The sequence below is a fragment of the uncultured Imperialibacter sp. genome (genome assembly GCF_963974565.1).
In the GTDB taxonomy this organism is placed as follows: Bacteria; Bacteroidota; Bacteroidia; order Cytophagales; family Cyclobacteriaceae; genus Imperialibacter; species Imperialibacter roseus.
Genome location: NZ_CAXBCJ010000028.1, coordinates 42,353 through 57,348, shown reverse-complemented (window position 1 = coordinate 57,348; position 14,996 = coordinate 42,353). Strand labels below are relative to the sequence as shown.

Annotated in this window: 8 protein-coding genes and 1 tRNA gene; 4 read left to right on the top strand and 5 right to left on the bottom strand. The window is 46.9% G+C overall.

Features of this window, described 5'->3' with window-relative positions; genetic code table 11:
• Positions 1–109 precede the first annotated feature (109 nt).
• From AAC052_RS25940 to AAC052_RS25930, 3 genes are read left to right on the top strand one after another with little or no spacing between them, the layout of a single operon-like run.
• Positions 110–1,135, top strand: coding sequence for a zinc-binding dehydrogenase (locus tag AAC052_RS25940; protein ID WP_317489621.1), 1,026 nt, complete (start codon positions 110–112; stop codon positions 1,133–1,135).
• A 2-nt stretch (positions 1,136–1,137) separates the two neighbouring features.
• On the top strand, positions 1,138–1,941 hold the full coding sequence (locus AAC052_RS25935) for an SDR family oxidoreductase (protein ID WP_339816065.1): 804 nt from the start codon (positions 1,138–1,140) through the stop codon (positions 1,939–1,941).
• Positions 1,942–1,945: 4 nt separating this feature from the next.
• Positions 1,946–2,833, top strand: coding sequence for a sugar phosphate isomerase/epimerase family protein (locus AAC052_RS25930; RefSeq protein WP_339816064.1), 888 nt, complete (start codon positions 1,946–1,948; stop codon positions 2,831–2,833).
• Positions 2,834–2,861: 28 nt separating this feature from the next.
• Here the strand turns inward: AAC052_RS25930 and AAC052_RS25925 are convergent, their stop codons facing one another.
• From AAC052_RS25925 to AAC052_RS25905, 5 genes are all read right to left on the bottom strand, one after another.
• Positions 2,862–3,983, bottom strand: a complete 1,122-nt coding sequence (locus AAC052_RS25925) for an ATP-binding protein (protein ID WP_339816063.1) — start codon at positions 3,981–3,983, stop codon at positions 2,862–2,864.
• Between the two features lie 400 nt (positions 3,984–4,383).
• The gene (locus tag AAC052_RS25920; protein ID WP_339816062.1) at positions 4,384–9,183 is read right to left on the bottom strand and encodes a T9SS type A sorting domain-containing protein; all 4,800 of its coding nucleotides are present in this window, start codon (positions 9,181–9,183) and stop codon (positions 4,384–4,386) included.
• 131 nt (positions 9,184–9,314) lie between these two features.
• The gene (locus AAC052_RS25915) at positions 9,315–10,013 is read right to left on the bottom strand and encodes a response regulator (protein ID WP_339816061.1); all 699 of its coding nucleotides are present in this window, start codon (positions 10,011–10,013) and stop codon (positions 9,315–9,317) included.
• A 6-nt stretch (positions 10,014–10,019) separates the two neighbouring features.
• Positions 10,020–11,855: a histidine kinase dimerization/phosphoacceptor domain -containing protein gene (locus AAC052_RS25910; RefSeq protein ID WP_339816060.1), complete on the bottom strand. Its 1,836-nt coding sequence runs from the start codon at positions 11,853–11,855 to the stop codon at positions 10,020–10,022.
• 409 nt (positions 11,856–12,264) lie between these two features.
• Positions 12,265–12,339 (bottom strand) — tRNA-Val (locus tag AAC052_RS25905).
• A 172-nt stretch (positions 12,340–12,511) separates the two neighbouring features.
• Here AAC052_RS25905 and AAC052_RS25900 point away from each other — a divergent pair.
• Positions 12,512–14,977, top strand: coding sequence for an AsmA-like C-terminal region-containing protein (locus tag AAC052_RS25900; RefSeq protein ID WP_339816059.1), 2,466 nt, complete (start codon positions 12,512–12,514; stop codon positions 14,975–14,977).
• Positions 14,978–14,996 lie beyond the last annotated feature (19 nt).

The following is a 14,996-nucleotide window of genomic DNA, read 5'->3' as shown; positions in this document are numbered from 1 at the left end:
AATACAATACCGATATAAGTACCCGGAGGCGTGTGGAGACACCCGCCCCAACCAAAGAATTAGAGGTGGCGTGTGAAGACACACACCATAACATAAAAATAAGGGAATTATGAAATCTGCGGCAGTTGTCAATTACTCAGAAGTAAAGGGATCGGTAGAAATCAGGGAGGTTGAACAGCCGGTAATCGGAGAAGACGAAGTGCTGCTCGAAGTGGCCAATGTGGGTGTTTGTGGCAGCGACCTCCACCAATGGACGTCGGACCACAGCTGGGCGGTTAACTACCCGGTGGTGCTAGGCCACGAATTTGGCGGGCACATTGCCCAGCTTGGGAAAAGAGTCACCGGCTGGAAAGAAGGAGACAGGGTAGTGAGCGAAACCGCTGCGGTAATAGATCAAAACAACCCCATGTCAAGAAGAGGTTTTTACAACCTTGACCCTAATCGCAAGGGCTTTGGCTATGGTGTGAATGGCGCTATGACAAAGTATGTGAAGGTGCCCGCCCGTTGCCTCCACAATGTGCCCACTCAGCTATCCTTCGAAGAGGCTTGTCTTACAGAACCTTGCTGCGTGGCATACAACGCCGTGGTGGAAAACAGCCGCATCAAACCAGGTGACAGAGTGGTCGTAATTGGCCCGGGAACCATTGGTATCCTTTGCGCCGCTGTGGCTCAACTTTGTGGGGCTGATGTAGCCATTATTGGGCTGGAAGCAGATAAAAAGAGGCTGGAGATCGCAAAAAAATACGGCCTTCAAACAATTATTGGAGACGCCGCCGAATGGGCGAAAAAGGTCGATGGCATGGGGGCCGATTGTGTGGTGGATGCAGCTGGTGTCAGCGACTCTCTTCAAATCGCTCTTGATTTGGTACGGCCTAAGGGCCAAATTACGAAAGTCGGCTGGGGGCCTACCCCTCTTGGCTTTTCACTAGATCCTATTGTGCAAAAGAATGTAACACTGCAGGGAAGCTTCAGCCACAACTGGCCGGTTTGGGAGCGGGTTATCGCCTTACTGGCTAGCGGCTCGCTCAATGTAAAACCTATCATCGGCGGTGTGTGGCCCGTCACCAATTGGCTGGAAGCATTTGAAAAAATGCACCACCACGAAATTGTGAAAAGTGTTTTGAAACCTGTTTAAACATGAGACTACAGGACAAGGTAATAATTGTAACAGGGAGCACCACAGGCATAGGCAAAGCCATTGCGTTGCGCTGTGTGGCTGAAGGCGCATCGGTCATCCTTCATGGGTTGGAGAAGGACTGGGGCGAAGCTGTGCTAAAGGCCCTTGGCAAGGAGCATGCGAGACTGCACATAGAAGACATCAGCAAGGAAGGAGCGCCGCAGCGGCTGGTAGATTTTGCCATCAAATCGTTTGACAAACTCGACGCCGTGGTGAACAACGCAGCCAGTGTTGTCTCTTCCAACATTCACACGACCGACGCTGCCTTTCTTCGCAAAGTGATCGAAGTCAATACCATCGCACCATTTAATTTGATCAAAGCCGCTTTGCCAGAGCTGAGAATGAACAGAGGCTGTGCACTTAATATTGGCTCGGTGAATGCCTGGAGTGGCGAACCAAATCTCCTTGCATACAGCATTTCCAAAGGAGCGCTAATGACCATGACCCGCAACCTGGGCGACACACTCCACCGGGAGGATGGAGTGAGAGTGAACCAGATCAATCCTGGGTGGGTGCTCACAGAAGTTGAAACCATCCGCAAGCGTGAGCACGGCCTGGCCGACGACTGGTACAAAGACCTGCCAGAAGTGTATGCGCCGGCAGGAAGAATACTGGCGCCGGCTGAAATTGCCGCTGCCGCCATTTACTGGCTTGCTGATGAAAGCGGGCCTATCAGCGGACAGGTGGTGGACCTGGAGCAGTATCCCTTCATGGGCAGAAACCCACCTAAAGACACAACCACCATTAAGCCGAAGAAAAAATAAGCTTATGCCTCAACTCGCAGCCTTCCCCAAAGCCTTTATGCAAGCCCTTTGCAAAGACGGAACAATGACGGTTTCGGAATGGATTGAACTGGCTTCCAAACTTGATATCGACGGGCTGGAGTGGTACGCTGGCTTTCTGGAGATGAATGACCAGAAAAACTGGCCTAAGTTCCGGAAGCAGGTTGAAGGGTATGGGAAGGTGATTCCGATGATGTGCTGCTCGCCCGACTTCACCCATCCTGACACGGCCTTTCGGGAGAAGGAAATCGTGAAACAAAAGAATTGGATTGACATGACCTATGCCCTGGGGGGAAGCTACTGCCGTGTTCTTTCCGGACAAAAAAGGCCCGGGCTAACCATTGATGAAGGTGTGAAGCTGGCTGCCGATTGCATTGAAGCCTGCCTGCCCTATGCGCAGGAAAGAGGCATTACGCTGATCATTGAGAATCACTATAAAGACGATTTCTGGGAGTATCCCGAATTTGCACAAAAGGCTGATGTTTTTTGTCAATTAGTTGAAAGCATTGATCATCCTTGCTTTGGCGTCAACTACGACCCGAGCAACACCTACCTGGCCGGGGAAGACCCCATCGAGCTACTGAAGCGGGTCTCTCACCGGGTGGTGACGATGCATGCCAGCGACCGATATTTGAAGTATGGCTCCATTGATGATTTACGAAATGAAGAAGGAGGAGCCATTGGGTATGCCAAGCGACTAAGTCATGGAGAAATTGGCAAAGGGCTGAACGACTATGACGCCATTTTTACTGAATTGAAAAGAGTAGGCTTCGATGGGTGGATCAGTATTGAAGATGGCGTAGACGGCATGGATCAACTGGAAAGGAGCGTGGCTTTTGTGAGGAGAAAGATGAGAGAATACTGGGGAAAGTGATGACCTGGCCAAAGGTTAGTGTTCTTGGTCACAGATTTTGCAGCCAGCGCATAAGTAAAGTATCGTGCAAGGTATATCTTCCATCATTTACAATGACGAATTCCTTTTTTGTCAGCGCCTGTAAGGCCGAACTCACTGAGCTTGCCGCTCCAAAGCCATGTTTGCCCAAAAACTCCTGAGAAAGTGGATTCTCCACCTCTTCAGATTTAGCAATAGCAATCAGCAATTTCCATTGAAAGGCTGTAAGCAATTGCTGGTACGTAGAAAAAATTGGCACCTCCTGATAAATAATTTCTGCAAGCACTTCATCAAGTACCTTCTGGTCGACAACATTACTCCTTCCATACAGCTTGTTACAAATCAGCTGTACATAGTAGGTTTGCCGCCTCGTCCACTCAAAAATACTATCGATAAAAGCCGTGTCAATCGCCTTCCCAGCGTTGCTAAATCGAACCAAAATAAAATCTGAATACTCTGCAAACGGAAGAGCCTCTAGTTTCAGCATTTGGGCACTTCTATAAAAAGGCCTCGATGCTTCACTGAACATCGATTCCATCATCTGCCGATGGCTTCCACTGAATACGAAGCGTACCATCGGAAATTCCTGCATCCAGGTGCGAAACGTGGCCTCTGCGTGCTCCTCTTGATAATTGACTACTTGTTGAAATTCGTCAATGCAGATCATTACGGGTTTCTTCCTTGCTTCAAGGTATTTGCCCATAGCTTCTAAAGAGGATGGCACAGACTGATCTGGAACAAGGCCAAATGTAACCTGAGGGGTTCCACTAAGTGGATCAACACCAAAAGTGGCGCCAATAGAGCCAATGAATTTGAGCAAACCCGCTCCTATTCCTTTGCTGGTATCATTTAGTTGATGGACTATGGCAGTTGCAATCCGCTTGTTAGCTTCACCCAGTGTTGAGGTTCCCAAAAGATCAACAAATACGGTGTCTGCCTTTTTGTTCATATTCAAGTGGTAGAAAAAATGCCTGATTAACGACGTCTTCCCCATGCGACGCCACGAATAAAGCACTGTGTTTCTCTCGTTATCAAATTGCTCCATCATCCAGGCTAACTCCTGAGCCCGGTCACAGAAGTGCTCAGGGCTATGATAACCCGAAACAATAAAAGGGTTCGCTGATGGCCTCATACTTCTCTATTCATTACGAATCATTCGTTACGTAAAGTTCGTTACGTAAAGTTCGTAATAAAGATAAGAAATACCAAATAGCTGGATATAGAAGTGAAAATGTGTTTGGTGTGGTGAAGCGCAGATGCGGGATCAAGCGGAAAATTTGGGGGATTACCTTCTAACCCCAATATCTCGAGTCGCCATAAAAAAGCAAAAGATCCAAGCCTGTCCGACTGGAGAAGCCCGGCCGGGCGAGACGCATTAAACCGGTTTTGCTTTTTTATTTAACCACACAGGAAACATCCAACACCCCAGAAATACAGATTGATCCCAGATGTGGGCTATTTTATTAAAGGCAAAAAAAAGAAGGTGTTCTACCAGAACACCCCTTTCAACGCTGCCTATTCGCACAGTATTTCTACTCTACGATCAAACGGCTAATATTTTTAACACCTCCGGGCGTCCTCACTATGAGGAGATAAGTACCCGAAGGTGTTGAGGCAAGGTCGATTGCGTTGTCGTCGGATATAATGTCTTGTTGCAAGATCAGGCTGCCTGCTAAGTTTCTTATTTCTAACTGGCCTCCCATCGGTTCATTCCACTCAACTGTAAGCAGCTCATTCGCAGGATTGGGATAGAATTTTAGGTTGCCTTTGGAAATTTTCACTCCGGTTGCGAACGAAGAGCTGGTCACGGAAAATTCGACGACCACTACCGGAGCGGCATTATAGTTATCATTTCCAGCCTGAGAAGCTGTTATGGTTATGGTTCCAAAATCTGTCGGAGTCAATTCCACACCGTCAAGTGTAGCAGGGCCGTCCACAGCAAAACTTACCCCGAGGCCACTTGAAGCAGTGGCCTCTAAAAAAATCGGGGTAACACCATTATCCAGGTCAAAGTCATCTATGCTGGAAAAGGTAATTGTTTGATCTGCTTTACTGACAACAAGGGTTCGTTCAACACTTTCAGCTGCCATGTAGTTGTCGTTTCCGGCTTGGCTGGCGGTGATTGTGGCCGTCCCGGCACCCGTAATGGTTACAGTTGTGCCGGATATCGTCGCTACCTCATCATCAGACGATGTGAACAAAACGGCCATACCAGAAGCCCCTCCAGTAGCAGGAAGCTCAAAGGCTGCAGCGCCAAATGTTTTAGATGGAATTTCTTCGAAACTAATCGCTTGAGCAGCCTTAACCACAATCAGGGTTTGTTCCACCGACGTTGCTGCCTGATAAGTATCATCGCCAGCCTGGCTGGCAGTAATAGTAGTGGAGCCGGCACCTACAATGGTAACAGTTGCACCTGAAACTGTTGCAACGGTTTCGTCACCAGAAGCATAGGTTAGTGGCAATCCTGAATCTCCTCCAGTGGCAGTCAAATCAAAGTCTGCATCACCAAATGTTTTGGTTTCAATTTCACCGAAAGTAATCGCCTGAGGTAGTTTCGCTATTGCCGCAACCGTGAGCACCCGCTCCACCGGTTCGGCTGCTTCATAATTATTGTCACCTTCCTGGCTGGCGGTTATCGTAGTTGTTCCAACGCCAACGATGGTCACCGTGCTACCTGATACTGTCGCAACAAGCCCGTCGGATGACGAAAAAGTAACGGGGTTGGCTGAGGCTCCGCCTGTAGCGTCTAATTCAAAGGGATCGTCTCCAATCGTCTTTTCTAAGAGTTCATTAAACGTGATGGATTGTTCGGCTTTATTCACAGTAAATGTTCGCTGTATTACGGCAGTGGCGTAATCGTCGTCTCCGTCCTGGCTGGCCGTAATGGTGGTTGTGCCAGCGCCGACAACTGTTACAGTCGAGCCAGAAATTGTTGCTACCGTGCCATCGGAGGACTCAAAAACTACCGTATTACCTGTGGCTCCAGCTGTGAAGGTGAGATCAAATGCACCATCTCCGTAAACTTTTGAGGCTGGCGTATCGAAAATAAGCCCCTGACTGGCCTTTGAAACGCTAAAGGTGCGAGTTACAGACGGTGCCGGATCATAATCAATATTACCTGCCTGGGTAGCCTTCACCTGGACAGTCCCTGCTCCTGTAATCGTCAAAGTTGTACCATCTACTGTAGCTGGGCCGGAAACAACTTCGAACGCTACTGCGAGTGAAGATGTGGCGCTGGCAGTGAGCTCAAAGGCCGGATCACCAAAGGCCTTGTCGGCTATTTCAGGAAAATCGATGGTCTGTTGCTCTTTATGGAAAGTCCAGCCGATAACATTGCCGTTGTTTACCGAATTGTAGGCATTAAAAGTGGCTCCGCCAGTGGCAGTGATGTCCTGCAACTCCAAAAAATAGGCGTCGACAGTACCTGACGATTTGCTGATGGTCGATGTCAAACCACTGTTGACGGAAATAAGTACTATAGGGTCGTCGGCAGTACCTACTGCCACCAGGTCGTCAACTGTTAACGTAGCTCCTGTTTGAATTTTCAGCTTCTTGCCGGCTTCTATGCTAAGGGTCGCCAAAGTAAGATTTCCATAAACTGAAGATTCGTCGCTGAAAGTGAGAAACTCGAAAGACACATTGCCAAGACTAATGTCGTTGGTCAAGTTATCATAGAAATCAAGCTGAGAGCTCACCTTCAATTCAGCATCTGCGCCATCGAAAGAAAGGTTTGTGGCAGAACCGACAGCTAAAGTCCGTGTAGTGAAATCAGAGGTGCCCAGTAGCATTGTTTTGTTTTCACTCCCGAAAAAATAAAGGGCAAAATCAATCCAAATATCTTTGCTGTTGAAGTCGATCGTGCCACTATGGTGATGGAGTTCTCTTGTAAAAAGTGCAGATTGAAGCTCCCAGGATCCTGCCCCCGTGAAGTACATGTAAGAATTGTTTCCGGGAGCGGTGGCACTGGCAGTAATGGTCTCTGCTTCGTCCGACAGAAAATAGTAGTTCTTTACATTCACGATCATTCCGTCGTCCAGCGTAAGTGAACCGTAAATGTTCATTGTTTTGGTTGTCCCAATAAATGATGGGCTGCTGGTTACGCCCGTCCATGTCATGTCGTGGAAGTTGGCATTTTGATCCAGCGTGACCGTTTGTCCGCCGGAGGTGAATGAATTTTCATCAAATATCACATCGTCCAACACACCAGGGACCGTGGTTTGAAAGGTACTTCCGCCAGAAGTGGTTGCCCAATGGTTGGCGAAGTCCGACCAGTTGCCTCCGTCTCCCACCCAGTAGTATTCAGACCCGGTCAGTTCTGAGATGTTCCAACCTGTGTTATTCCCGTTGTCAATGGTTTCGGCCGCATTGAAGGTTGCTCCACCAGTAGCGGCGATGTCCTTCAGCACCAGGTAGGTGGCGTCTACCGTACCGGAAGACATAGAAACAGTTGCCTGAGAACCGGAAAGATCGGAGCTAAAGTTGATCGGGCTGGCCTTGGTGCCACTCATGTTGAGCGCCTGATTAACCGTTTGAGTAGTACCCGACTGAAGTGCTATCGATGCACCAGCTTCAATAGTTAGTGTCTCAAAACTATTAGAACCTTTGATCGTGCTGTTTCCATTAAAAATCACTTGGTTTAGCTCAATACCATAGCCATAAAAATCACGCTCTACTGTAATTGTGGAGGTGCCGACGTTGACTACTGGAGAGGAAGAAGAATTGACAGACAGGTCTCGGCAACTGATGCTCGAGCTACCCAGGTTCAATTCAACTGCTGCGCCGCCATTACCGATGCTGTAGTCTATAGAGCAATCGATGACAACGTCACCATAGTTAACTGTACCTTTGTAGTGATTGAAGCTACCGGTACTAATATCATCCATGAGGGTATAGCTGCCTGTGCCATTGAAAGTCACATAGCTGTTGTAACCGGTGCTTGCTGCGGTAAAAGTGAGCCCTGTTTCCTCTCCAATAAAGTTGATAGAGTACACATTTTTGTTCATCCCATCGTCAAAAGTCACCGAACCGTGGGCGTAAATCGGGTATGAATAAGGAGCGCTGAAAGTAGGCAGGTTGGTCACACCTGTCCAGTCCATATCGTGAAAGTGTGCAGTATTCAGGTCATTCAGAACGGTTTGCCCGGTAGTGGTAAATGAATTGGCATCAAAAAACACATCGTCCAGTGGCCCGGGATAGTCGCTATGCATAGATGATCCACCAGAGGTGGTTGCCCAGTGGTTGCTGTAGTCGGTCCAATCGCCTCCATTTCCAACCCAGAAGTAATCTGACCCCGTTACATCGTTGATTGTCCACCCGGTATTGTTGCCATTGTCCACAGCATCGTTGGCTGTAAATGTGGCGCTGCCAGATGTATGGATGTCTTTCAGTTCAACCCAGGAAACAGTTACCGAACCAGAAGCTTTATTTAATGTCGCCTCTGAACCTGCAGATGTTGTTTCAAAAATAATAGGCTCATGTTTTGTGCCGTCCGCAACAAGGCTACTCAGGGTAAAAGTATCTCCACTTCTCAATTCAACCTCCAGGCCTGCCGGGACAGTAATTTCATTGAAGGCAGAAGGATACCTCAGATCTGCGTAATTAAAAAACTCAATGTCGTGGTACGTGTAGGGGCCCGCACCTGTCATGTCGCTATAAAACGAAGAGACAATGATTTTTGAAGTACCTGCGTTAATGGTCAGGTTAGTGCCGTTCATCCACCACCTTTCCGAGGTTATTTCTGATGAGCCAAGGTTGAGCACCTTTGTGGCAGCACCGTCGGTTTGAAAGTAGGCACCTGAGTTAATATTGTTGTTATTTGTGTTCAGAGTGCCCGCTAGCATATACAAGTTGTAGGTGTTAAAGTTGTCCTGAAAACTCCATTCTCCACCAATACCATTGAACCGGGTGATAGAAATTGAGCCCAGCGAAGTGCCATTGGTTGTGATGGTGTTGCCTGAGGTGGTCGACTCAAACTCTACATATTTGAAATTGGCCGTCATGTCAGGAGACAGTGTCAAAGAGCCGAAAATGTTGAGTGTGTTGCCGTTGCCGACAATGGAAGGGAAGCTTGTCACGCCGGTCCAGTTCATCGACAAACAATTGGCTTCGGCATCGAGGGTTACGGCCTGCCCTGAGCCGGAAAATGAATTAGCGTCGAAGAATACGTTGTTAGCAGAAGTGGGCGACTGGGTGTGAAAAGTTGAACCACCCGAAGAGGTGGCCCAGTGATTAGCATAGTCAGACCAATTGCCGGAGCCACCCACCCAATAATAACTCTGCGAAAAGGCAGCGAGAGAGGAAAAGGTAAAGATTAACGTGGCCAGGAACTTCATCGAACAGCTTTTAAAAAATCTTAGAATACATTTAACTATTCTAAGTTGCCCAAATGAATGTTGCGCCGGTAGCGCTATTTAGTCAACGACACTATTTTTTTAGTGATCGACAACCCCGGCATGAGAAATGTCTAGAGCATGGATATTTTTGCCATAAAATCAGTCTTAAAGGCTCGCCCGATTGGCACTTTCATTTTTCCAAAAAAAATATAGCCTTCACTGATCATGGTGATTTTTGCAAAGTTAACCAGATACGACTTGTGGACACGCTCAAACCCAAAGTTCAATAGCTTGTCCTCAATGCTTTTCAAAGTGTGGCTGATAATATAAGCCTGGCCGGCAGAGTAGATTTTCGCATAGTTATCAAACGCCTCCACGTAGTCGATCTCGTCAGGATCTATTGACACCAATCCCTCTTTGTCCTTGATAAAAAATTTTTCTGGTTTGGTCTGGCGGGAGGATAGTATTTTATGAAACGCCATTTCCACGTTGACCTGAATATCCTGCTGATTAAATGGCTTCAGTATATAAGCGACAGGTGCCACTTCTTTGGCCCTGTTAAGGGTGTCAGCATCGTAATAAGAAGTGATGAATATAAAAGGAGTCGGGTTGGTTCGGTTGATGAACCGGGCAACGTCAATTCCATCTTTTTCGCCGGAAAGGTTGACATCAAGCAACACCAGATCAAACTGATGCTCTGTGAGCTTCTTCAAAGCATCTTCATATTTAAGAGATATTTTGATGTCGCTGACGCCAAGATCCTGCAGATGAAAAGAAAGGTCATCGGCTATAAGCGGTTCATCCTCTACTATAAGCACCTTTTTCTCCATGATCTTTTAAGCCAACTTAAAACTAGAAATAAGCAAAGACGCTTCTGTGCCTTTATCGAAACTAAAGCTAACAGTGGCTTCCAGTTTCATTGCAAGTGATCTGATCATACGGATTCCAAAAGAATCAGACTTATTAATATCCTTTTTACTACCCACTCCGTTGTCACAAACCTTCAATTCAAGCTGGTTGTTGGCTCTTTTCAACGCAATCGAGATGTTTCCTTCCTTATCGTTGGGGAAGGCGTGCTTGAATGAATTGCTTATCAATTCGTTCAGGATTAGCCCGATGGGTATGATGGTATCTACATCAATGTTAAGGTTTTCGATATCATAGGTCACCGACACCCGCTCAGCCCCGACACCATAGGAGGAGCGGAGCGTGCTGGTGAGATTTTCAATGTAATCCAGGGCTTCTACACCGGCCAGGTTTTCGTTTTGATAGAGCTTCTGATGAATAAGCGCCATTGACTTTACCCTGTTCTGCCCTTCATTCACTGCATCCTTGGCTCCTTTGTCCTCGATGTACCTCGATTGCAAACTCAACAGGCTCGAAATAATCTGCAGGTTGTTTTTGACCCGATGGTGAATCTCCTTCAGAAGCAGTTCCTTATCCTTCAATGACTTGGATATTAACTTATTAGATTTTGTCTTGGACCGAATGAGCACTCCAAGAAAAACTGCCCCGACAATTACTATCAGTGTAACAAAAAGATAAATATTCCGCTGATTGACCGACTGCTGATTTTCAAGCTTGAGCTCTGTAATCTCCTGCGCTTTCTTCTCGTTCTCATACCTGGCTTCCAATTCTGCCAGCGCCTTCACCGATTTCTCATTGATGAGCGAATCATTCAAAGCCACGTATTGATTCAGGTATTTGTTGGCTGTTTTATAATCCCCAGTGGCTTGATACGATTGATACAGAAGCTGTGTAGCGTCCACCGCAGAGGGAAGTGTTGCCGTTTCATTCGCAAGGCTCATGAGCCTCTCCGCATAGTCTATCGCTTTCACAAAATCTTCGAGTATCAAAAGTATCTGACTTGCGTTTTTCAGCGAGGTAGTTTTGATATCAACATCAGGGTTTGTGCCTTGCAGCATCTCATCATATAGCGACAATGCCTGGGTCAGCTCGCCCCTATTTTCATACAGTTTTGCCAAATTAACCTTATTATAATCTCTCAGGTAAGGATCGCTATTCTCCCTTTCCATTAACAAAGAAGCTAATTGATGATACTCAAGTGCTTTTTCATATTCTTTCGTCTTGTTATAAATTAAGGCCAGGCCAACATAGCTGTATTCCATTTGCGCCGTGTCACTGATCGATTTTGCATGCTCAAGCCCACGCAGGCTGTATTGCTCGGCTTTCTCATTGTCGCCCATGCTGAAGTAGATGCTTGCCAGGTTGGCAATAATGGAACCTTCAAAGCTTTGGCTCATAAAGTCTGATTTGCCTTCCACAGCCTTCAATGCATTTTGAAAGCTCTCAAATGCCATCTCATTATTTCCCTTTTGCCGGCTTACGTTGCCTATACCGTTATAAGCCCTGGATTTAAGCAAATGCTGCGACTCACTTCCGAATTGCAGCGCCTGGTTGAAGAAGTATATTGAAGAGTCGGCTTTCCCGGAAATGCCATAGGTAATGCCACATCGGAGAAAGAATTCAGCTTTAACGGAGTCGTCCCCCTCCTTCTGGAGTAGGTTTTCTCCAAGTTTAATAAGCTTCAGTTTATCTCCGGGGTTTTGAATGGTGTCTATCTGACTGATCACTTCAGGAAGCGATTCCTGTGCATTGGCGATAGTGCAGCTAAGCAGCAACAGTGCTAAGAAGTGAGCTTTCTTTAACATATAATAAAGGCAGTCGGTCGATTGAGTCATTCTGAAGAATCTCTCAGCAGCGCCTAAGATAGTAAATTTGAGTTTTAGAGGATCAAGCAATATTTCTGGGGATTGTTTTTTTTTGCAAGAGTATCTTCTCATTACATAAAGAAGCAAAAGGTCCAAGCCTAACCCGGCCGGGCGAGACGCATTGAACCAGTTTTGCTTCTTTATTGTCTATCATTCGCCAAATGGTACAACGTTATTTCAGCGTCTTACTCCCCAGATTTTCCGCTTGATCCGCCATAAGCGGCGGCGGCCCGTCGTTAAATAGCAAGCCTGTCCCAGATTTTCCGCTTGATTCGGTTTTCCGTTTGATCCAAAAGTGGCAGGTCATGGGTGAAAATAAAAAAAGTCACCCATTTCTGAGTGACTTTTGTGGGCCCACAAGGATTCGAACCTTGGACCCCCTGCTTGTAAGGCAGGTGCTCTGAACCAGCTGAGCTATGAGCCCCTTTTCAAAAAAGCCTGCTGTTTTCACAACCTGCTTCCCGGTTAGGGAGTGCAAATGTAGTACCCTTTTGTATTTTTGCAAATAGGTTAATAAAAAATATTTCTTCTGTCATAAAATTTATATCGTCAGCGTTGTATCGTAGAAACGCCTTTGATTTGTTTAATTTTATCCTGTGAAAATTCCAAGGCTAGCCGCACTGATACTTACCGGAGTAATTGCTTTTGTCACTGCCACGCTATTGGCTTGCCTGCTGTACATTCAAATCAACCGTGATGAGTTTATTCAATACTTTCTGGACAATGTGAACGAGAGACTCACCACGCCGGTAAAGGTGGGCCACATAGACATTTCGTATTGGGACAGTTTCCCCAACATATCGATTGTCTTGCAAAAAGTTGAAGCGGGCACACCCGAAAGCCCATTGGTAAGCATTGGGCGATTATCGTTCAGTTTTCACCTTTGGAACTTCCTTGATAAAAATTACCACATTCGTCAGCTCAATGTGGACAAAGCCGAGATCAACCTGCTGATAGATGAAAATGGAATCAGAAATTTCGACGTGTTTAAAAAGAAGGTGGTGGATGAGGAGTCGCCTCAGCTAACGATTGGTAAGGTGAGAATTTCCAACAGCAAAATCCGCTACGAAGACATACCTGCGGAGCTACTAAGCTATTGGGAGTTCAGCCAGGCGCACTTCGATATCCAATCCATCAATAGCCCTCAGCTTTTCTCGGGACATTGGAAAGGCACCAATCTGAAAACGGTTTATCAGGGCTTTCCCTACCTGGAGGGAAGATTGCTGGAAATAGAACTTCTGGGAGTGAGGATCGACAAGGGGCATTTGGCCGAAATCAAGGCTTGGGAGCTAAAGGAGGCCAGCCATAACCTGACCGGCACGCTGTCGTCATCAAGCCCAGACGACCTGCTTCTGGAGTGGGCTGGCAACACAAAATCACTGGCAGATCTACTTAGCAATATACCTGCCGGATGGCCAGCTGACTGGGCCAGTTACGATTTAGAAGGCGAAGCGACATTCACAGGAAGCTATACAAAGCAAAATGGGAAGCCCACCCTGGTCACGGACTTTAGCGGACAGCATGTCCGGTTCCTTTACCCTAGTCGCCCGCTAGCCTTTTCGGACTTTAGTTTGGATGGTCGGCTGACAACGAACCTTCAGTCGGAAGGCACGAGCCTCCAATTGAAAAACCTGTCAGGCACGATGAACAGCTTTCCACTGAAAGGCAATGCTACCATCACCAATATGGCCACCATGCACACCAGGGCTGAGCTGGAGGGCAATATGACGCTGGCACAGTTTGAGAAAATTGTACCCGAGTGGGGTATCAAAAGCGAAAGCGGCACGCTGAGCTACCTGCTTGGCTTTGAGGGAAGGCTGGATGAAAAAGCAACAGGCGATTGGCTGATAGATGGAGAAACAACTATCCAGGATGCTACTTTTTCATGGCAAAGTTACCCGCTGTTATTCCGGGAGTGGAGTGGAATTTTACTATTCAACGACCGTGATGTTGCTTTTACAGAAACTACCGGCAAGCTGGGAAACAGTGATCTGAGAATTAATGGGCTGCTACGAAACTTTCATTTTTTCTACGAGGGCAAAAACAACCTTCTGTTGGTAGAAGGGAAGGTGTCCGCCAACAGGCTCGACCTTAACGAATTGCTAGCCAATAAAAATACCACCAACGGAGAAGACGGCGCTTACTCTCTTACAGTAAGTCCAAGGTTGCGTGTGAAACTAACGGCAGAGGCTGAAACAGTTGTTTTTGACCGTTTTACTGGCAAAAATGTAAATGCCGAAGTGCTTATTCAAAACCGTCAGGTATATGTTAAAAAACTTGATTTCTCCACCATGGGAGGCGATATCAAGCTCACCGGCAACTTGTCGGATCAGCCCGGCGACACGCTCCTTACCTACTTCTCAGGAGAAGTGAAAAACCTCTACATCGACAGCGTCTTCTATGTTTTTCATGACTTCGGACAAAGCTGGATGCAAAGCAAGCACATTAAAGGACAGCTCTTTGCCGACTTTGATGTAGACATGGGTGTGCGTAACAACCTTAGTTTCCTCCCAGACCTTTTCAGGGCTCGGATAAATGCCCGTGGCGTCAACGGAGAACTCATCAACTTCGAGCCAATGCAGGAACTCTCCAGGCTTGTAAGAGAAGACAAGCTGGGCCATTTAACCTTCGGTGAAATCACCAACCAGTTCCTTATCGAAAACAGGAGAATCCTGATTCCCAGCATGGATATCAAATCTAATGTATCCAATATCACCCTTAGCGGCACCCACACTTTCGATCAGCAAATCGACTACCGCCTGAAGGTTCCTTTATTCAACAGGCAACGCCGGCGTGACAATGATGAAAGCTTTGGTGCTATAGAAGAAGACGAAAGGGGGAACATTTACGCCCACGTGAAGATCGCTGGCACAACTGACGACTATCGGGTAAGTTATGACGCCCGCAGCGCCGCAAAAAGTCTGATTGAAAACATTAAAGAAGAAGGCAAGGTTCTGCTTGAGGAAATCAGGAAGGATCCGGCAAAAAAGCCTGGCACTTTACAGTTAAAGAAGGATGAATTTTTCGAGTTTGAGGCCGACACTACAAAAAAGGGGAATTAGTAGCGACGAAACCACTCTC

Excerpts from the sequence above, each read along its gene's own strand:
- AAC052_RS25940 (WP_317489621.1), top strand. The coding sequence starts at position 110 with ATGAAATCTGCGGCAGTTGTCAATTACTCAGAAGTAAAGGGATCGGTA.
- AAC052_RS25935 (WP_339816065.1), top strand. The coding sequence starts at position 1,138 with ATGAGACTACAGGACAAGGTAATAATTGTAACAGGGAGCACCACAGGC.
- AAC052_RS25930 (WP_339816064.1), top strand. The coding sequence starts at position 1,946 with ATGCCTCAACTCGCAGCCTTCCCCAAAGCCTTTATGCAAGCCCTTTGC.
- AAC052_RS25925 (WP_339816063.1), bottom strand. The coding sequence starts at position 3,983 with ATGAGGCCATCAGCGAACCCTTTTATTGTTTCGGGTTATCATAGCCCT.
- AAC052_RS25920 (WP_339816062.1), bottom strand. The coding sequence starts at position 9,183 with ATGAAGTTCCTGGCCACGTTAATCTTTACCTTTTCCTCTCTCGCTGCC.
- AAC052_RS25915 (WP_339816061.1), bottom strand. The coding sequence starts at position 10,013 with ATGGAGAAAAAGGTGCTTATAGTAGAGGATGAACCGCTTATAGCCGAT.
- AAC052_RS25910 (WP_339816060.1), bottom strand. The coding sequence starts at position 11,855 with ATGTTAAAGAAAGCTCACTTCTTAGCACTGTTGCTGCTTAGCTGCACT.